This window comes from Micromonospora sp. NPDC002575 (assembly GCF_042889525.1).
GTDB lineage: Bacteria > Actinomycetota > Actinomycetes > Mycobacteriales > Micromonosporaceae > Micromonospora > Micromonospora carbonacea.
Window position 1 is genome coordinate 96,132 of sequence record NZ_JBIARA010000005.1, and the last position, 17,762, is coordinate 113,893.

General features: G+C 72.9%; 21 protein-coding genes. 6 read left to right on the forward strand and 15 right to left on the reverse strand.

What is annotated here, in order from left to right; all coding sequences use genetic code 11:
- Nucleotides 1-391: 391 nt before the first annotated feature.
- Both ACFYWL_RS10195 and ACFYWL_RS10200 read right to left on the reverse strand, forming a co-directional pair.
- Nucleotides 392-1,345 carry a 3-oxoacyl-ACP synthase III family protein gene (locus ACFYWL_RS10195; RefSeq protein WP_386970008.1) on the reverse strand — a complete coding sequence of 318 codons (954 nt, stop codon included), beginning with the start codon at nt 1,343-1,345 and terminating at the stop codon, nt 392-394.
- 67 nt (nt 1,346-1,412) lie between these two features.
- Nucleotides 1,413-2,267, reverse strand: a complete 855-nt coding sequence (locus tag ACFYWL_RS10200; protein ID WP_386970011.1) for an NAD(P)-dependent oxidoreductase — start codon at nt 2,265-2,267, stop codon at nt 1,413-1,415.
- 178 nt (nt 2,268-2,445) lie between these two features.
- Here ACFYWL_RS10200 and ACFYWL_RS10205 point away from each other — a divergent pair, with 178 nt between their 5' ends.
- Together ACFYWL_RS10205 and ACFYWL_RS10210 are read left to right on the forward strand one after the other, a co-directional pair.
- Entirely contained in the window at nt 2,446-2,847 is a 402-nt protein-coding gene (locus ACFYWL_RS10205; protein WP_386970014.1) for a RidA family protein, read from the forward strand.
- Between the two features lie 15 nt (nt 2,848-2,862).
- On the forward strand, nt 2,863-3,681 hold the full coding sequence (locus ACFYWL_RS10210; RefSeq protein WP_386970017.1) for a hypothetical protein: 819 nt from the start codon (nt 2,863-2,865) through the stop codon (nt 3,679-3,681).
- A gap of 111 nt (nt 3,682-3,792) precedes the next feature.
- Here the strand turns inward: ACFYWL_RS10210 and ACFYWL_RS10215 are convergent, their stop codons facing one another.
- The 8 genes from ACFYWL_RS10215 to ACFYWL_RS10250 form a co-directional block, all read right to left on the reverse strand.
- Entirely contained in the window at nt 3,793-5,451 is a 1,659-nt protein-coding gene (locus ACFYWL_RS10215) for a cation acetate symporter (protein ID WP_386970019.1), read from the reverse strand.
- A gap of 1 nt (nt 5,452) precedes the next feature.
- Nucleotides 5,453-5,803, reverse strand: a complete 351-nt coding sequence (locus ACFYWL_RS10220; protein ID WP_043963597.1) for a hypothetical protein — start codon at nt 5,801-5,803, stop codon at nt 5,453-5,455.
- Between the two features lie 182 nt (nt 5,804-5,985).
- Nucleotides 5,986-6,342, reverse strand: a complete 357-nt coding sequence (locus ACFYWL_RS10225) for a ribbon-helix-helix domain-containing protein (RefSeq protein ID WP_386970022.1) — start codon at nt 6,340-6,342, stop codon at nt 5,986-5,988.
- The gene (locus ACFYWL_RS10230) at nt 6,339-6,620 is read right to left on the reverse strand and encodes a hypothetical protein (RefSeq protein ID WP_386970025.1); all 282 of its coding nucleotides are present in this window, start codon (nt 6,618-6,620) and stop codon (nt 6,339-6,341) included. The genes ACFYWL_RS10225 and ACFYWL_RS10230 overlap by 4 nt, the downstream gene beginning before the upstream one ends.
- Nucleotides 6,621-6,737: 117 nt before the next feature.
- Nucleotides 6,738-7,499 carry a LytR/AlgR family response regulator transcription factor gene (locus ACFYWL_RS10235; RefSeq protein ID WP_386970027.1) on the reverse strand — a complete coding sequence of 254 codons (762 nt, stop codon included), beginning with the start codon at nt 7,497-7,499 and terminating at the stop codon, nt 6,738-6,740.
- On the reverse strand, nt 7,496-8,719 hold the full coding sequence (locus tag ACFYWL_RS10240; protein WP_386970030.1) for a sensor histidine kinase: 1,224 nt from the start codon (nt 8,717-8,719) through the stop codon (nt 7,496-7,498). The genes ACFYWL_RS10235 and ACFYWL_RS10240 overlap by 4 nt, the downstream gene beginning before the upstream one ends.
- A 43-nt stretch (nt 8,720-8,762) precedes the next feature.
- Complete coding sequence (locus ACFYWL_RS10245) at nt 8,763-10,334, reverse strand: sugar transferase (protein ID WP_386970549.1); 1,572 nt, start codon at nt 10,332-10,334, stop codon at nt 8,763-8,765.
- Between the two features lie 266 nt (nt 10,335-10,600).
- Nucleotides 10,601-11,461, reverse strand: coding sequence for an Fpg/Nei family DNA glycosylase (locus tag ACFYWL_RS10250; protein ID WP_386970033.1), 861 nt, complete (start codon nt 11,459-11,461; stop codon nt 10,601-10,603).
- A gap of 24 nt (nt 11,462-11,485) precedes the next feature.
- On the opposite strand from ACFYWL_RS10250, the gene ACFYWL_RS10255 reads away from it, so the two are divergent.
- The gene (locus tag ACFYWL_RS10255) at nt 11,486-12,739 is read left to right on the forward strand and encodes a glycosyltransferase family 4 protein (RefSeq protein ID WP_386970036.1); all 1,254 of its coding nucleotides are present in this window, start codon (nt 11,486-11,488) and stop codon (nt 12,737-12,739) included.
- A 32-nt stretch (nt 12,740-12,771) separates the two neighbouring features.
- Here the strand turns inward: ACFYWL_RS10255 and ACFYWL_RS10260 are convergent, their stop codons facing one another.
- Nucleotides 12,772-13,089, reverse strand: a complete 318-nt coding sequence (locus ACFYWL_RS10260; RefSeq protein WP_386970038.1) for a helix-turn-helix domain-containing protein — start codon at nt 13,087-13,089, stop codon at nt 12,772-12,774.
- Between the two features lie 66 nt (nt 13,090-13,155).
- Between ACFYWL_RS10260 and map the strand changes: the two genes are divergently transcribed.
- Nucleotides 13,156-13,938, forward strand: a complete 783-nt coding sequence (gene map, locus ACFYWL_RS10265; protein ID WP_386970041.1) for a type I methionyl aminopeptidase — start codon at nt 13,156-13,158, stop codon at nt 13,936-13,938.
- Between the two features lie 268 nt (nt 13,939-14,206).
- On the opposite strand, the gene ACFYWL_RS10270 is transcribed toward map, so the two are convergent.
- The 3 genes from ACFYWL_RS10270 to ACFYWL_RS10280 are packed head-to-tail and all read right to left on the reverse strand — an operon-like array spanning nt 14,207 to nt 15,817.
- Nucleotides 14,207-14,455 (reverse strand): hypothetical protein, encoded by a 249-nt coding sequence (locus ACFYWL_RS10270; RefSeq protein WP_386970044.1) that lies wholly within the window; start codon nt 14,453-14,455, stop codon nt 14,207-14,209.
- A gap of 2 nt (nt 14,456-14,457) precedes the next feature.
- Nucleotides 14,458-15,660 (reverse strand): helix-turn-helix domain-containing protein, encoded by a 1,203-nt coding sequence (locus tag ACFYWL_RS10275; RefSeq protein WP_386970047.1) that lies wholly within the window; start codon nt 15,658-15,660, stop codon nt 14,458-14,460.
- Nucleotides 15,647-15,817 carry a hypothetical protein gene (locus ACFYWL_RS10280; RefSeq protein WP_386970049.1) on the reverse strand — a complete coding sequence of 57 codons (171 nt, stop codon included), beginning with the start codon at nt 15,815-15,817 and terminating at the stop codon, nt 15,647-15,649. Before ACFYWL_RS10280 ends, ACFYWL_RS10275 begins: the two co-directional genes overlap by 14 nt.
- Before the next feature lie 348 nt (nt 15,818-16,165).
- Between ACFYWL_RS10280 and ACFYWL_RS10285 the strand changes: the two genes are divergently transcribed.
- Together ACFYWL_RS10285 and ACFYWL_RS10290 are read left to right on the forward strand one after the other, a co-directional pair.
- Nucleotides 16,166-16,993: a helix-turn-helix domain-containing protein gene (locus ACFYWL_RS10285; protein WP_386970052.1), complete on the forward strand. Its 828-nt coding sequence runs from the start codon at nt 16,166-16,168 to the stop codon at nt 16,991-16,993.
- An 8-nt stretch (nt 16,994-17,001) separates the two neighbouring features.
- On the forward strand, nt 17,002-17,196 hold the full coding sequence (locus tag ACFYWL_RS10290) for a DUF397 domain-containing protein (protein ID WP_386970054.1): 195 nt from the start codon (nt 17,002-17,004) through the stop codon (nt 17,194-17,196).
- A 215-nt stretch (nt 17,197-17,411) separates the two neighbouring features.
- On the opposite strand, the gene ACFYWL_RS10295 is transcribed toward ACFYWL_RS10290, so the two are convergent.
- Nucleotides 17,412-17,762, reverse strand: a 351-nt coding sequence (locus tag ACFYWL_RS10295; RefSeq protein ID WP_386970057.1) for a tetratricopeptide repeat protein, incomplete at its 5' end; no start/stop codon positions are given.

The following is a 17,762-nucleotide window of genomic DNA, read 5'->3' on the forward strand; positions in this document are numbered from 1 at the left end:
CGGCCGACCCGGTTCCGGCCGACCCGGTTCCGGCCGACCCGGTTCCGGCCGACCCGGTTCCGGCCGACCCGGTTCCGGCCGACCCGGTTCCGGCCGGCTCGGTGCCGAGCGGTCATGCTTCGACCGGCCTCGCTCCGGCCGACCCGGCTCCCGCCGGCCTGCCGCCCGGCGGGGCCGTCGGGGAGGTGCTCGACTTCTTCGACGCGCTCGACGCCCGCGTGCCACCCGCGTGGGAGGTGCACGTCGCCTGCATCGGGCGGACGGCCCGCGGGCACCCGGCCGTGCGCGCCTGGCTGGGCGCGCACCCCCGGTTCCACCTGCATCCGGTGCCGGCGGCACAGAGCTGGCAGCGGCTGCTGGACCGGTGGGCGGGGCGGCTGGCCCCCGACGTTCAGCGGCGGCGCAGCGCGGTCACGCCCCAGGAGAAGCCCATGCCGCTGCTCGCCACCAGCACCACGTCACCCGGTGCGAGCCGCCCCTCGTCCATCAGCTCGGCGAGGGCGAGGAACGGGTCCGAGCCGCCCATGTGCCCGTAGCGGTGGTAGTTGAACACGGACCGTTGCGCGGGCACGCCCAACGCGCCGAGGACCCGCTCGTGCATGTTGCGGTCGCCCTGGTTGATGAGGAAGTAGCGCACGTCCGCCGGGGCCAGGTCCAGGGTCGACAGCGTGTCGTTGGTCAGCTCCACGAAGTTGCGCAGGTATGCGTCGCCGAGCCCCCTGCGGTGGCCGCGCCGACGCATGACGATGCGGTCGTCCTCGATGTCGCCGGAGTAGTAGTCGGCCCACTCCGGCTCCGTGCGCATCTGCGAGTGCAGCAGCTCGAGCGGCCCGTCACGGCCGACGAGAACGGCGGCGGGAGCGTCGCCGAAGTTGAACAGCACCTTCGACTCGGGGTCGTGGTAGTCGACCAGTTGGCTCAGCCGGTCGCCGATGAGGACCAGGGCGTGCCGGGCGCGGCCGAGGGTGATCTTGTCGGCCGCGAGCTGCACCGCCGTCATCGCCGCGTTGCAGAAGTTGGACACCTCGAAGCAGTGTGCCCGTTCGATGCCCAGTTCGGCGGCGACCTTCGCCGCCGGTGACCAGAACGGCCGGTCCCACTCGCCGGAGCCGGCGTAGAGCACCAGGTCGACGTCGGTCGGTGGGACGCCGCTGCGCTTGAGCACCGTGCCGGCCGCCTCGGCGGCGAGCTCCCAGGCGGTCTCGTACTCGTCGAGGACGGGGAACCGCTCGGCGTGGGTGATCTCCAGGATCTCGGCCAGGGCCAACCCGGAAGCCTGTTGCATGTCCCGCACGTCGGCGTGCCCGGAGGGCAGCCGCACCTCGAAGTCGACGATCGCCGCCATGCCACGCTCCTCCCGCTCGACGCGCGTCCCTCCGGCCCTGGCCCGGCCCGAGGGTGGCCCCTCGGCCTCAACCCGCCTGACTGCCGGCCCCGTCGGCGAGGGCCCGGATGATCGCGCTCACGTCCTCGTCGCCCAGGCCGGCGTCGCGCCCCTCGGCCAGGACGCGCCGCGCCGCCGCGATCACGCCGTCGGGGCGGACGCCGGCCTCCACGGCCAGGCGCAGGTCCTTCTCGGCGTGCCCCAACGAGAAGAGGGTCGGCTGGTGGGAGGCGGCCACCCGGGGGCGCATCACCCCGGCGATCGGGCCCAGCGTGGTGCGGCCGAGCGCGTCGAAGGCGGCCTCCCGGGCGATGCCCAGCCGGGCGGCCAGGCCCAGCGCCTCGCCGAGGAGCACGGCCGAGTTGATGGTGGCGACGTTGACCACGAGCTTGACGGCGGCCCCGTCGCCGAGGACGCCGACATGTTCCACGGTGCCCAGCGCGGACAGCGCCGGCGCGCAGCGGGCCACGTCCTCCGCCGTCCCGCCGGCGAAGATGTGCAGCGCGCCGCCCTCCGCCTGGGGCACACTGCCCAGCACCGGCGCGTCGACCAGCGTCACCTCCGCGGGCAGCCGCTTGCGCAGCTCGGCCACCGCGTCCGGCCCGATGGTGGACATCTCGACCAGGGTGGCGCCCGGGTCGAGGGTGAGCCCGTCGAGGAGGCCGAGCACCGCGCCGGGGTCGCTGAGCATCGTGATCACGAGCTGTCGCCCAGCGACCGCCTCCTGGGCGCTGGCAGCGCCGTGGGCACCGGCGGCGACCGCCTCCTCCGCCCGGCCCGCGGTCCGGTTCCAGACGGCGACGTCGTGACCCGCGCGGGCCAGCCGGATCGCCATGGGCAGGCCCATCCGGCCGAGGCCGAGGAATGCGATTCGGAGCGGCATTGCGGAAGTGTAACCGTCGAGCTGACGACGGGACAACGCCGCAATTATTGCAACTACTTGTGACTCACCGGCTCTGTCGGGGAATGGCGTCCACCGTCGATTGTGGTAACGTCCCCGGCGTCCGTAGGTTGACGAAGGTGTTTCCCCGGATCCCGGTGCGAGGTAGCAGACAATGCAGATGAGACTGGTGAACCCGAGCGGGGCGCCCGCCCCGGCGGGGCCCTACTCCCAGGTGGCCGAGGTGCGCCTCGGCGACACCACGCTGCTCGTTCTCTCCGGTCAGGTCGCCCTCGACGACGACAACCGCGAGATCGTCGGGCCGGGCGACATGGCGGCGCAGGCCGAGCGCACCCTGGAGATCATCGGGCAGTTGCTGGCCGCGCACGGCGCGACCTTCGCCGACGTGATCAACATCCGGACGTACCTCACCGACATGGGCCACCGCGCCGAGTACGCGGCGGTGCGCGGGAAGTACTTCACCGGTGATCTTCCGACCAGCACGACGGTCGAGGTGTCGAAACTGTTCCGCGACGACGCGCTGATCGAGATCGAGGTCACCGCCGTCGTCGCCGCCAACTGAGCGACGGAGCTTCGCATGCGCGTGGACCGCACCGTCAGCCCGGAGTTCCAGCGCGTCGTCGCCGGCCTGCGGGTGCCTGAGATGGGCACCGACGTGGTGGCCCCGCTGCTGGTCAACCTGGTCCACCTGCTGCGGCCGGCCCGGGTGCTCGAAGTGGGCATGGGCTACACCACCCCGTTCCTCGTCGCGGCCCTCGCCGACGTGCGCGAGCAGGTCGCCGCCGAGGCCCGCACGCTCGCGGCGAAGACCGGCCGGCACCTCGCGGGCGGGCTGCACGACGAGTGGCTCAACGAGGAGCCGGCGCTGGCCGCGCCGGCCTTCCACCTCCGGCCGTACGATCCCCGCCTGGTCGCCGTCGACGACCTGTCCAACCCGTTCTCCTCCGCCGGCCGGGTGCTGGAGGTCCTCCGGGAGCTGTCCGTCGACGAATTGGTCACCGTGGTCAACTCCGATGTGCGGGAGTGCGGCGACAAACTGCCGGCCGACTACGACGTCATCGACTTCGCCTGGGTCGACGCCTGGGAGTGCCTCTATTTCTTCGAGCACTTCTGGGAGCGCATCAACCCCGACGGCGGCGTGTTGTTGATGCATTATCTGATGACCTATCCCGAAGGGGAGGCGATTCTGCGCTACCTGCGCCGGTTCCAGCAGTCCAATCCAGGCGAACTGGAGATGGTGAATCTGCTGGAGCCGCACAAGTTGACGCAGAACAGCGTGACGATGCTGCGCCGCACGAGCGGGGCCCGTCGCCTCGACTACGGCGCCTCTGGCGGCACGGTGAAATACTCGGCGGCGCTGCGGGAGGCCGCCGAACAACAGGCCAGCCTCTTCTGACCCGCCTCTCCTGCCGGCCCGCGCCGGCCCCGCCCACCGCGCTCGCCCCGCCCAAGCGCGCGCTCGCCCCGCCCAAGCGGGTGAGAAGGGTTCCCTTCTCTACCGTATGCGTTAAGAAGGGGCCCTTCCTTCGGAGCGGAGCGCCTCGGGGGAGTGTAGGCGCAGCATGGTGCCGGCCACGTCGGCCGGCAGCCGCCGCCGCGACGCCACCGACACCGCGATCATCACCGTGAACGCGAGCGGCACCGTCCACGCCGCCGGCTGCGCGGTGAGCGTCGCCGGCCAGCCGGACAGCGGCGGGCCGAGGACCGTGACCAGCACCGCCCCGATCGCCGCCCCGCCGCCGGCCAGCACCCCGGCGGCGGCCCCCACGTCGGTCAGCCCCCGCCACCAGATGCCGAGCACCAGCAGCGGGCAGAAGCTGGACGCGGCGACCGCGAAGGCCAGCCCGACCACCTGGGAGACGTCCATCCCCGACACGTTGAGCGCGAGCACCGCCGGCACCCCGCCCGCGATGACCGTGGCCAGCCGGAAGCCCCGCACCGAGCCGCGGCCCAGCACGTCCGTGGAGATCACCCCGGCCACGCTGGTGAGCAGCCCGGACGAGGTCGACAGGAACGCGGCGAACGCCCCGGCGGCGACCAGCGCGGCGAGCAGCCGGCCGGTCAACCCGTCGCCGAGCGCCGCGCCGGGCAGCAGCACCACCACCGCGTCGGTCTGCCCGCTGATCAGCAACTGCGGGGTGTAGATGCGGCCCAGCACCCCGTACAGGGTGGGCAGCAGGTAGAACACGCCGACCAGGGCCAGCACGACCAGCGTGGTGCGCCGGGCCGCCGCGCCGTCGGGGTTGGTGTAGAACCGCACCAGCACGTGCGGCAGCCCCATGGTGCCCAGGAACGTGGCCAGGATCAGCGAGTACGTGGCGAACAGCCCCCGGTCGTCGTCCCCGGCGGCGCTGGGCAGCAGCCAGTCCGCCGCGTCGGTGGCCGTGCCGGAGACCTGCGGCACCGGGTCGCCGGCGGCGAAGTCGAGCCGGTCGCCGGGGCGTACCTCGCGGATGTCGCCGTCGGGGAGGGTGAGGGTCGCGCGGTGCTCGACCACGACGGTGGTCGCGGTCCGGAACGCCGGCCCGTCGGGCGGGGTCACCGCCGGGCGGGCGTCGGCCTGCCACTGCAACACCAGGAAGATCGCGGGTACGGCGAGCGCCGTGAGCTTCAGCCAGTACTGGAACGCCTGGACGAAGGTGATGGCCCGCATCCCGCCCAGCGCCACGTTCGCGGTGACCACCGCCGCCACCACGAGCGCCCCGACCGGGTACGCCGCCCCGGTCAGCGTGGCCAGGGTCAGCCCCGCCCCCTGGAGCTGCGGCACCAGGTACAGCCAGCCGATGAAGATCACGAACGCGGTGGCGAGCGTACGCAGCCGCCGCGACCCGAGCCGCACCTCGCAGAAGTCCGGCAGGGTGAACGCACCGGAGCGGCGCAGCGGCGCGGCCACGAACAGCAGCAGGGCCAGGTAGCCGGCGGCGAAGCCGACGGGGTACCAGAGCACGTCCACGCCGTACTTGAGGATCAGCCCGGCCACGCCCAGGAAGCTCGCCGCCGACAGGTACTCCCCGCCGATCGCGGCGGCGTTCCAGGTGGGGCTGACCGAGCGGGAGGCGACCAGGAAGTCGGAGGTGGTCCGGGCCAGCCGCAGCCCGTAGAAGCCGATCCCGACCGTGACCAGGGTGACCGCGACGATCGCGGGGACGACGTACCCGTTGCCCATCTCAGCGCTCCGGCCGCTGGACCAGGTCGGTGAAGTCCTGCTCGTTGCGTTCGGCGAGCCATACGTACGCCCAGCCGACGGCGATGAGGAACGGGAAGGAGACCAGCCCCAGCAGCAGCCAGGGCAGGTTGATCCCGAACACGGTGACCCGGCCGACCGAGGGCGCGATGGCGAACAGCCAGGGCAGGCCGCCCAGGCCGATCAGCACCACCAGGCTCAGCCGCAGCGCCAGGGCGAGCTGGGCCCGCACCAGGCCCCGGACCAGCGCCTCGCCGACGCGGGTCTGCTGGGCCAGCTCGGCGCGGGCCCGGTCGGCGTCGGGTTCCCGGCGGGACACCTCGGCCAGCACGATCCGGGTCCGGCCGGGCGCGGTCGGCGCGCCGCCCGGTGACTCGTCCCGGGCGGGTGCCCGGGGCGACGGTACGGGGTCCTCGGGTGCGGCCACCCCGGCAGTCTCGCCCGATCGGTGGGAATGTCAAGACCGGTGTGGCGATGCTCGGGACGTCGGGCACCCCCGGGTTGCCTCGCCCGCGGTCATGCCGCGTCGGCGCGGCCTTCGGTGGTGCGGGTGGTGACGATGCGGCGGAGCACGTCGAGGGCGTGTTCGGCCTCGTCGCGGCTGACGGGTGCGGTGCGGGCGGTCACGTAACTGGTCAGGGCGTCGCGGATGATGTCGGATCGGCGGGTCTCGGCGTGCTCGGCGAGGTGGTCGAGTTGTTCCACGAGCGCGACGGGCAGGCGAATGCTGACCAGCATCATGGGTGTCGCAGGCGCGCCGCCGGAGGCTGGCGCTGCGGTCATGGATCTGATGACCGGTGCCAGGCTGTCGGTGCTCTGGAACCATGCGACGACCTCGTCCTTGGTCATCTGGTCGAAGTCCGGCTCGGTCACAGAATTCGCCTCCTCCACTCGTCGAGGTCAGGGCCGCGAAGGGCGCGGGCCCCTAGGATCTTGTATGTCTGGGTGGCGCCGATGCGGTCACACAGCGCGGCGATGACGCGGCCACTGTCCGCCAGGCCCATGACGATGAGCAGCAGGTCCCCGATGGCGCGTTCGTAGCGCAGGCCGGGAGGGGCGTAGAGCGCCTGGACCGTCTCGTCCACGTCGACGCCGTTGCGACGAGCGTTGTCCAGACCCTCGTCGGTCCACACGTACTCGCGATCCGACACCCCGCAACCGTAACACGTCGTAATACGCCGAGTTGTGCACAACCTGTGGAGAACTCTCCACACCTGTGGATAAGTCCGTGGATAACCCGTGGACGGGCGCTGTGGACAACCGCCCCGTCAGCGGTTCCAGTCCTGCTTGGCGGCGCGGACCAGCTTGTCCTTCAGCTCCCGGGTGTGCCGGCGGCTCACCGGCAGCTCCGCCGAGTCGACCACCACCACGTACCCGGAGTTGACCAGTCGCAGCTCGGCGATGAGCTTGAGCTGCACCAGGTACGACCGGTGGATGCGGACGAACCCGGCATCCGCCCAGCGCTCGGCGAGGGTGGCCAGCGACACCCGCACCAGGTGCGAGCCGTCGGCGGTGTGCAGCCGGGCGTAGTCGCCCTGCGCCTCCACCCAGCGCACCGCCGACCGGGGCAGCATCCGCGTCGTCCCGGCCAGCTCGATCGGGATCGTCGGGTCCTCCTCGGCGCGGGCCAGCGCCGCCGGGTGCGCGGCGACCACCCGGGAGCCGATGACCCGACGCAGCGACTCGGCCAGCCGCTCCGCCCGCACCGGCTTGCGCACGTAGTCCGTCGCGCCCAGGTCGAAGGCGTCCACCGCCCCGTCGTCGTACGCGGTGACGAAGACGATCGCCGGGGGCCGGGCGAACCGGCGCAGCACCCGGGCCAGCTCCATCCCGTCGAGGCCGGGCATCCGGATGTCCAGGAACACCACGTCCACGTCGGCGTCGCGGAGCACCCGCAGCGCCTCCGTGGCGTCGCCCGCCGTGTGCAGCCGGGCCACCCGGGGGTCGGCCCGCAGGTGGTACGCCAGCTCGTCCAGCGCCGGCGGCTCGTCGTCGACGGCGAGCACCCGCAGGAAGCCGGGGGAGTTCACGAGGCGACCCGCACACCGGGATGGAACTTCGGCACCCGCATGCTCACCTTCGTACCCGAGCCGAGGCCCGTCTCGACGACCAGGCCGAACCGGTCCCCGAAGGCCGAGCGGAGCCGCTCGTCGACGTTCGACAGGCCGACGTGCTGGCCCGGATCGTCGGTGGGGTCGCTGCCGGCCCCGGCCAGCTCCGCGATGCCGGTGGTCAGTGTCGTCGGGTCCATGCCCACTCCGTCGTCCTCCACCGTGATGTGACACTCGGCACCCGCGTCGCGGGCCTCGATGCTCACCATGCCGGGGCCGGGCTTGCGGGACAACCCGTGCCGGACGGCGTTCTCCACCAACGGCTGGAGGCAGAGGAACGGCAGGGTCACCGGCAGCACCTCCGGGGCGATCTGCAACCGCACCTGGAGCCGGTCGCCGAACCGGGCCCGCTCGATGGTCAGATAGCGGTCGATCGAGCGCAGCTCCTCCGCGAGGGTGGTGAACTCGCCGTGCGCCCGGAAGGAGTAGCGGGTGAACTCGGCGAACTCCAGGATCAGCTCCCGGGCCCGCTCCGGGTCGGTGCGCACGAAGGAGCCGATGGCGGTCAGCGCGTTGTAGATGAAGTGCGGGCTGATCTGGGCGCGCAGCGCGCGTACCTCGGCGCGGGCCAGCCGCTCCCGGGAGGCGTCCAGCTCGGCCAGGGCGAGCTGGTTGCCGGCCCAGTGCGCCGTCTCCAGGGTGGCCTGCACCAGCCCCGGCGCGGGCGGGCCGTCGGCGACGGCGATCAGCGCGCCGACCACCCGGCCGTCGGCGCGCAGCGGCGCGACCACCGCGCCCCGCACCGGGCAGTCGACCCGGTCGCAGTGCAGCTCCGCCTCCCCCAGCACCGTCGACCGCCCGCCGGAGGCCGCCCGCCGGGCCGCCGCGACGAGCTGGTCGGCGTGGTGCGTGCCGCGCCCGTCGAGGGCGAGCAGCGCGTCCCGGTCCGTCAGGGCCAGCCCGGCCGCGCCGACGAGGGCCCGCAGGTGGCGTACGGCCTTCGCCGCGCCCGCCGCGCTCAGGCCCGTCCGCAGCGGCTCGGCGGCCAGCCCCGCCGTGTGTAGCACCTCGTACGTGGCCCGCTGGGTGGCCGTGGCGATGCCCCGGCGGGCGCGCAGCCGGACCACCGCGTACAGGGCGGCGCCCAGCGCGGTGACCAGGGAGACGACGCCGAGCACGGCGGAGAGGTTGCCAGCCACCCCGAGATCCTGACGGCTGCCGCTGCCCCGCGCCAGCCCCGCGCTAGTACGCGCCCTTGCGGGCCAGCACCACGCCCACCGTGCGCCACAGGATGCTCAGGTCGTAGGCCAAGGACCAGTTGTCGACGTAGTAGAGGTCGAGGCGGACCGCCTCGTCCCAGGACAGGTCGGAGCGGCCGGAGACCTGCCACAGCCCGGTCATGCCGGGCCGCACCAGCAGCCGGCGGCGCACGTCGCCGAGGAAGTCACCGTCGTCGGCGGGCAGCGGGCGCGGCCCCACCAGCGACATCTCGCCCCACAGCACGTTGATCAACTGGGGCAGCTCGTCGAGCGAGGAGGCCCGCAAGAAGCGGCCCACCGGGAAGACCCGGGGGTCGTGCTTCATCTTGAACAGCATGCCGTCGGTCTCGTTCTGGTCGACGAGGCCGGCGAGGCGGTCCTCGGCGTCGACGTACATGGTGCGGAACTTCCACACCCGGAACGTGCGGCCCTCGTGACCGACCCGGGGCTGGCGGAAGAAGACCGGGCCGGGGTCGGAGAGCCGGATCGCCACCCCGATCGCCAGGAACACCGGGACGAGCAGCAGCAGGCCGAGGCCGGCGGCGACCCGGTCCATCAGGTTCTTGGCCAGCAACGCCGGGCCCGACAGGGTCGGCTCCTCGACGTGCAGCAGCGGCAGCCCCTCGATGGGACGGATGTGCACCCGGGGGCCGGCGATGTCGGTGAGCTGCGGGGCCACCACCAGGTCGACGCCGGAGCCTTCGAGCTGCCAGGCCAGCCGGCGCAGCTCGCCCGGCTCGGCGCTGGCCGAGCCGCAGACCGCGATCGTGTCGCCGCCGACCTCCCGCACCAGGGCGAGGACGTCGCGGCCCGCGTACACCGGGACGGGGGTCTGGATGCCCCGGGCCGCCGCGTAGCCGTCGGTGATGTGGATGGCCACCGGGACCAGCCCGGCGCTCGGGTTGCGGGTGACCGCGGTGTAGACCTCCAGGCACTCCGGCAGGGTGCCGACGAGCACCATCCGGTGCCCGGCCTGGCCGACCTGGCGGCGCACCGCGTGCAGGGTGAACCGGGCCAGGATGCGGCCCAGCAGGATCAGCAGCAACGCCCCGAGCAGGGCGAAACCGACCGACCACCGGGAAAGGTCGGTCTTGGTGGCGAACGCGATGAACGAGACGGTGGCGGCCACCGCCACCCCGGCGCGGATCACCCGCTTGAACTCGTCCGGCCCGAGCCCCATGTAGCGCCGGTCGTAGGCCCGGTTGCCCCAGAGGATGACCAGCCAGCCGAGCGGCAGCAGCAGGAACGCGACCGTGTAGAACCAGGTCGGGTCCGCCTGGGCGTTGTAGAAGCCGGCGCGGGCCTGGCCGAACGCCTCCTGGGCGATCCAGTCGGCCAGCACCACGGCGAAGAAGTCGACGAACAGCAGGGCGGCCGTGTAGGGGCGGTGCCAGCGGGAGACGCGCCGGCGGGCCCGCGCCCACGCCGACCTGGGGACACCGTTGTGCGAAGGCGGTGTCGGCGGCTGGATCTCGAAGCTGTCGACGTGCCGCACGAGTTGGCTCCGGCCTGTGTTGGTTACCGGGCGCTGGAGGCTAGTCGTCACCTCACCCATGTCCTCCCGCATGACGCGTGCCGCTCACTCGCAGTGAGGGCCCGGGTCGCCCACCGTTCAGTTTCCCACGCGGGGCCCGCACCGGACGTCGACCCGAGGGACTTTGCGCCCAGTGCGCCACGTGGGATCCGGCCGGCTCCACCTCAGGTGCGAAAAGCCGGGGACCGGGCCACTATACCGATGGATGACGGGCCGGGTAGAGGCGCGGACCGGGAGGATCGGCGCTCCGGAGGCGATTCCCCTCCGTAACCCCCGAGTGTCGTTACTCACCGTACGATTCGCGACAACCGTCGGTCAGCGAGCGGCTTCCCGCCGGTCTGACAAGTCGGGCAATACTGCAGGCTCGAATCGGCGAAACTCACCTCCCGGACCGTATCGCCGCAGACGGGGCAGGGCAGGCCGGTCCGGGCGTGCACGGCCAGCCCCGAACGCTTCTCGCCCTTCAGTTCCGCCGCCCGGTGTCCCAGTGAGCGGGACACCGCGTCGCCCAGCACCCGGCGGGTCGCCCCGTGCAGGGCGGCGACCTGATCGTCGGTGAGCCGGTCGGTCAGCGCGAACGGCGACAGCTTCGCGGCGTGCAGGATCTCGTCGGAGTACGCGTTGCCGACCCCGGCCAGCACCGACTGGTCCGTCAGCACCCCCTTGACCTGGCCCCGCCGGCTGCGGATGCGCTCGGCGAACGTGGCCGCGTCGGCGGCGAGCGCGTCCGGGCCGAGCTTCGCCACCCCCGGCACCGCCGCCGGGTCGGCCACCAGGTAGGCGGCCAGCTTCTTCTGGGTGCCCGCCTCGGTCAGGTCGAAGCCGGAGCCGTCGTCGAGCCGGACCCGCAGGGCGATCGGCCCCTTGCCGGGGCGCAGCGGCGCGCCGGACGGGAACGACTCCCGGTAGTGCAGCCAGCCCGCCCGCGCCAGGTGCACCACCAGGTGCAGGTCGCCGTCGAAGACGACGTCGAGGAACTTGCCGTGCCGCCGCGCGTCGGTCACCGTGCGACCCGCCACGGCGGAGGGCGCCGGGTCGTACGTCTTCAGGGCGCTGATCGCGGCGACCTCGACCCGGTCGACGCGCCGGGACACGGCGCGCTCCCGCAGGTAGCCGGCGAGCGCTTCCACCTCGGGAAGTTCGGGCATGCTGCAACGGTAGCCTTCGTACCCGTGAGAATCGTGGTGGCGCACAACCGGTACCGGGAAGCCCAGCCGTCCGGCGAGAACACCATCGTCGACGCGGAGATCGCCCAGCTCCGCGCGGCCGGGGTGGAGGTGCTGCCGTTCCTGCGCAGCTCCGACGAGATCCCGAGCCTGCCGAAGACGGCCAAGGCGCTGCTGCCGATCTCCCCGATCTACGCCCCCCGCGCCCAGCAGGAGCTGAGCCGGCTGATCACCGAGCACCGGCCCGACGTGCTGCACCTGCACAACCCGTACCCCCTGCTCTCGCCCTGGGTGGTGCGGACCGCGCACAAGCACGGTGTGCCGGTGGTGCAGACGGTGCACAACTACCGGCAGGTCTGCTCCTCCGGGCTCTACTTCCGCGACGGGGTGATCTGCCAGGACTGCCGGGGCCGGGCGCTCGGCGTGCCGGCGATCGTGCACCGCTGCTACCGGGGGTCGCGGGCGCAGAGCGCCCTGATGGCCACCACCCTCGCCGTGCACCGGGGCACCTGGCACTCGGTGGACCGGTTCATCGCCCTCACCAGCGCCGTCGGCGACCACCTGCGCGACTACGGGGTGCCGGCGGAGCGGATCGTGGTGAAGCCCAACGGCATCCCCGACCCGGGCACGCCCGCGCCGCTGGGCGACGGCTTCCTCTACATGGCCCGGCTCTCCCCGGAGAAGGGGCTGGGGCTGCTGCTGGACGCCTGGCGGCGGCACCCGGACGGCTCCCTCGGCCCGCTGCGCATCGCCGGGGACGGCGAGCTGCGCCCGCTGGCCGAGGCCGCCGCCGCCGAGCGCGCCGACGTGACCTATCTGGGGCCGCTGGACCGCGCCGGGGTACGCGCCGCCATCGAGGCCAGCGCGGTGATCATCGCCGCGTCCACCTGGCACGACGTGCTGCCCACGGTGATCATCGAGGCGCTGGCCAGCGGCCGGCCGGTGCTCGGCACCGCCCTCGGCGGCATCCCGTACCTCGTCGGCGCGGACGCCCCCCGCGAGCCCGCCGGCACCGGCCCGGCCGCCGTCGCCACGGCCGCCCCCGGGGTGGGCCGCATCCCGCTGCCGCACGGGGTGAAGGAGGGTGAGACGGGCTGGGTGGTGGCCCCGGAGCCGGCCGCCATGGCCGCCGCGCTGCCGGTGGCCCGGGCGGGCGCGGCGGCGCTGGCCGCCCCGGCGCGGCTGCGCTACGAGCGCACGTTCCACCCCGACGTGGTCACCAAGCGCCTGATCGACGTGTACGCCTTACTGGCCCGCTGATTCACCCGGAGCCTCTGCGGCGCTTCTCGCCGCTACGAGGCCAGCCGCTCGGGTGCGTGGCGGCGGGGGCCGGTCGGCTCGACGGCGTGCACGGGCCTGTTGATCTCGGCCTTGTTGATCTCTGCCCACAGCGTGTCGAGGGAGAGGCCGAGGACGTCGGCGATGGCCGCGATGGTCGGGAAGGCGGGGGTCGCCACGCGCCCCGACTCGATCTTGCGGAGGGTCTCCGGCGAGACGCGGGCGTCGAGCGCGGTCTGGAGCATCGAGCGGTCCCCCCGGGCGTGGCGCAACAGGGCGCCGAGGCGCTGCCCGCGCTCGACCTCCTCGGGGGTGAGCGGCAACCTGACCATGCGGCCGATTCTAGTACCGGGATAGTATGGCCGGGATAGTTATTGGTGGCACGAGGAAGGCGCCGCATGATCGAGATCCTGAGCCCCACCCAACTGCCCCGGGCGCGGGAGGCCGGCGCCCTGGTCGCCGACATCCTCCAGACGCTCAGGGGCCGCTGCGAGGTGGGCACCAACCTCCTCGACATCGACCGGTGGGCCCAGGCCATGATCGTCGAGGCCGGGGCGTCGTCCTGCTACGTCGACTATGCGCCGTCCTTCGGGCGCGGGCCCTTCGGCCACTACATCTGCACCTCGGTCAACGACGCGGTGCTGCACGGGCTGCCCCACGACTACGCGCTCGCCGACGGAGACCTGCTCTCCCTCGACCTCGCCGTCTCCGTGGGCGGCGTCGTCGCCGACTCCGCGATCAGCTTCATCGTTGGCGACTCCAGGCCCGCAGAGAGCGTGTCGCTGATCGCCGCGACCGAACGCGCGCTCGCCGCCGGCATCGCCGCCGCCGGGCCCGGGGCCCGCATCGGCGACATCTCCCACGCCATCGGCACGACGTTGCAGTCTGCCGGCTACTCGGTCAACACGCAGTTCGGCGGGCACGGCGTCGGGTCGACGATGCACCAGGACCCGCACGTGTCCAACACGGGGCGGCCCGGCCGGGGCTACAAGCTGCGCCCCGGGCTGCTGCTGGCCCTGGAGCCGTGGATCATGGCGGACACCGCCGAGCTGGTCACCGACGCCGACGGGTGGACGCTGCGCAGCGCGACGGGCTGCCGTACGGCGCACAGCGAGCACACGATCGCCATCACCGAGGACGGGGCGGAGATCCTGACCCTCCCGAGGCAGCCGCAATCGTGACGCCGGGTCGGGGTGAGAGGCGCAAGATCGTGCTCGATCGCGGAAGGAGTGGCCTCCAAGCGGCCATGACACCACTCGTTCCCTGACTGAGCACGATCTTGCAGCCTGATCCGGCGCAACCCGCAGCCGTAGAGCACCTTGTCGGCGCAAAGGAGGTGTGCCGCCTCTTGACCACGCGGCACTCCGGCCGTTACCGCCAATCAGTGGGCAGATCTTGGAGGCGAATGGCCCCTCCAGGGGCCATTCGCCTCCAAGATCTGGGGCTGCCCTACCACTCGTCCGCTGGGCGGGGCGCGCCGTAGTGGGCCCGGATCTGCTCCGCCGCCTGGTCTTCCGTCGGCCGGCAGGCGGAGGCGGCGGCGATGACGTTGCGGGCGGCGGTCGCCACCCGACACTCCGGAGCCCGGCACACCCGGCAGCGGCCGTCCGGCCCGGCCCGATGAGCCCGGAGCACAGCCCTGGCAGTCAGGATCAGCCGGTTGCGGATCTGCGCCAGCGACAGGAACGGCCCGGTCATGCTCAGCTCACCCCGACGGCGATGGCGAGCTGGACGATCGTGGCCGGGGCGTGCGGGTCGCGGGCCACCTGGGCGAGCACCTCCCGGGCGGCCGGGCGGTGGCGTACCTCTGCGGGGGCCAGCCGGTCCGCGTCGAGCAGCACCCGACCCGCGCGGGCCGGGTCGTCGGCCCAGGCGTAGGCGCGGGCCGCGTCGACCAGGTGCGCCGCCCGGTGCTCCACCGGCAGCCACCGCCAGCCGTCCCGCCGGGTCGTACGCTCGTGCCAGGCGACCGCCCCACCCGCGTCGCCCAGGTCGAGGGCTGCGGCGGCGCGGGCCAGGTCGACGGCCGTCGGCCCGAACGCGGTCCGATGATGATCCTTGCCGTCGCCCACCAGGGCGGCCATGCCGGCGGCCTCGTCGAGCAGCTCGTCGGCGGCGCGGTCGTCACCCCGGCGGGCCGCCGCCAGGGCCCCCTGCACCAGCAGCGTCCCGCACAACGACAGCGCGCCGGGGGCACCCTCCGCCGGGTCTGCCGGCGCGATCTTGTACGCCCCAGCCAGCACCGCCGACTGCGCCGCCCGCGCCCGCCCCGCCGCGCGGAACACCTGGCCGAGCTGCACCGCGGCGGCGGCCACCAGCACGGGATCGCCGGTCGCGGCGGCCATCGCCCGGTCCGCCGCCAGCCAGCCCAGCTCCACCTCGCCGAGCTTCACCAGCACCGACGCGGCGAGCCGGTACCCGTCCACCATCAGCGGCCGGCCCCATCCCGGATCGTCGGCGGCGGCCCGCTGCACGCCGGCCAGCAGGCCCGGCACGGCGGCGACGGCCTGCGGATAGCGGGCGTGCTGAAACGTCACCCACGCGTGCTCGACGTCCCGGGCCAGGCGGTCCGCCGGCACGGCACCGTGGCGGGCCGACGGCCGACCCAGTGCGATCTCGTACGTCGACAGGGCCTCCCGGATCCGCGCCACCCCCTCAACCCGCTCGGCCGTCGAGGCGGGCTGCGCGTCCCGGCCGAGCAGCACGGCGGTGTCGATCCGCAGCACGGCGGCGATGTCCCGCAACGTCGACACCTTGTCCAGTGAACGCACACCCCGCTCGACCTTGTCGACCCAGGATTTCGACCTGCCGAGCCGATCGGCGAACACCTGCTGCGACAGTCTCCGCCGCCCCCGCCAGTACGCCACCCGCCGGCCGACCGGCAGCAGCTCAGGGCTGTTCACGCTGCCACCGCCGATCCGGCTTCGCCCGGGTGCTCTCCTCGGCGGGAATCCGCTCCGCCTCGGCCTGGTCGAGGATCCGCTGCCGGGCGGCCTCCCGCTCGGCCGCCTGGATCTGCTCGCCCCGGCCCTCGCGTTCGGGCTTGCGCCGCGCGGTCACGACCAGCGTCCCGCGCGGTGCTCCCCGGCGAGGGTCAGCAGCGGCCGTTCCGGCAGGCAGGGCACCCGCGCCACGCCGACGGCCCGGTATGCCACCGGTCGATCCGGGACTCTCCTCGGTGGGCAGAGGCAGTCGGGCGGGTTCGCGCGGTGGCCCTCGAAGGGCCAGATCCGGCGCAGTAGGCCGGGGCGCGTCGGGTTCTTCGCATGCCGAGCCATGAGTCCTCCCGAAAGACCTTCTGGCTCCTCAAATTAGGAGTCCAGAAAAGCAGGTTAGCGAGCAGGTCCTGATTTGGGAACTCACGGCGTGTCGTCGGACTGGCGGCGGCAGGGGCGGGATACTCGCCGCATGGTCACCCCGACGATCCAGCGGCGTCGCCTCGGCAACGCCCTCAAGCGCGCCCGCGAGGCGGCAGGCAAGACGCAGGAAGAGGCCGCCGAGATCATCGACTCGGCGTCGAGCAAGGTGAGTCGGCTGGAGTTGGGTCAGTCCGGCATCCGGCTGACCGACTTGAAGCTGCTGCTCGATTTCTACGGAGTGACCGGGGAGGAAGCCGAGCCGCTGCGGGAGCTCGCCCGCGCCGGACGGCAGCGGGGGCGGTGGAGCGGCTACCGCAACGTCGTGCCGGACTGGTTCCGGCAGTATCTCGACCTGGAGGCGGACGCGGCGGAGATCCGCTGGTACCAGTCCGAGGTCATCCCCGGCATCCTTCAGATCGAGCCGTACATCCGGGCGATCATCGAAGGGGACGACGTAGAGCAGCAGACCGCAGTGCGCCTCGAACGACAAAAGGTCATCGATCGCCCGGACGGGCCGGAGCTGAACTTCATCCTCAGCGAGTCGGCGCTGCGGCGTGACCTCGGCGACCGGGCGGCAATGCGGGAGCAGTTGTCCCATATCGCCGCCGTCGCCGGCCGCCCGAACGTGACGATCCAGGTCTTTCCGCTGGATGCCGAGACGTATGTGACATCCTCGTACAACTTCATCATCCTCCGGTTCGGGGAGGAGGTCGCCTCGGACGTCGTCTACCTGGAGACGTTCACGGACGCGGACTACCTCGACAGCCCCGAGGCGCTCCGGTCCTACAATCGGCTCTGGGGCCGTCTCCAGGCTGCGGCCCTGGGGCCGGCGGAGTCCCGGAAGCTCATCCGGCGGATCGCCGACGAGATGAAGTAGAGGCTGACATGTCGAACCCGGACCTCACCGGCGCGGTGTGGCGCAAGTCCACCCGCAGCGACTCCAACGGCGGCGCATGCGTCGAGGTGGCGGACCTCCGCGACGGGGTGGCCGTCCGCGACAGCAAGGACAAGTCCGGCCCGACGCTGGCCTTCGACGCCCACGGCTGGCGTGCGTTCATCGACTCCCTCAAGAGCAACTAGCGCCGCCGCTCGCACCAGCGAAGCAGCAACGTGCCCTGGCTCCCCTTCTCGGAGCCGGGGCACGCCCTTTCCGCAGCCGTCACCAGGTCCGCCGCCGGGCATGTGGGGCACCACTGGGCGCGTCAGAACTCCGCCCTGGCATTGTGCAAGACGCATCGGACCACGGCGTCTCCCGAGACGCCCCCTGCCTCTGCCTTCCCTCCCGCCCTCTCGGTTCAGGTGGGTTCCCGGGTTCCCGCGCGTTGTTGGCGGAGTTGTTCGAGGAGGGCGGTGTCGGCTTCGAGGTCGGGGTGGTCGACCTGCCGTTCGAGTTCGACGACGTGTTCGAGTTCCTGGATTGCCTGGTCGAGGTGCCCGTCCGCCTGGTGGACCATCGCGATGTTATACCGCGTGGTGGCTTCGCCGGCGCGGTCGCCGACTTCTCGCCCGATGGACAGGGCTTGGTGGTAATAGTCGAGGGCCCGCTGCCGGTCCCCCAGCCCGTTGTACACGTGGCCGATGTTGTTGAGCGTGACGGCTTCGCCGGCGCGGTCGCCGACTTCTCGCCGGATGGGCAGGGCTTGGTG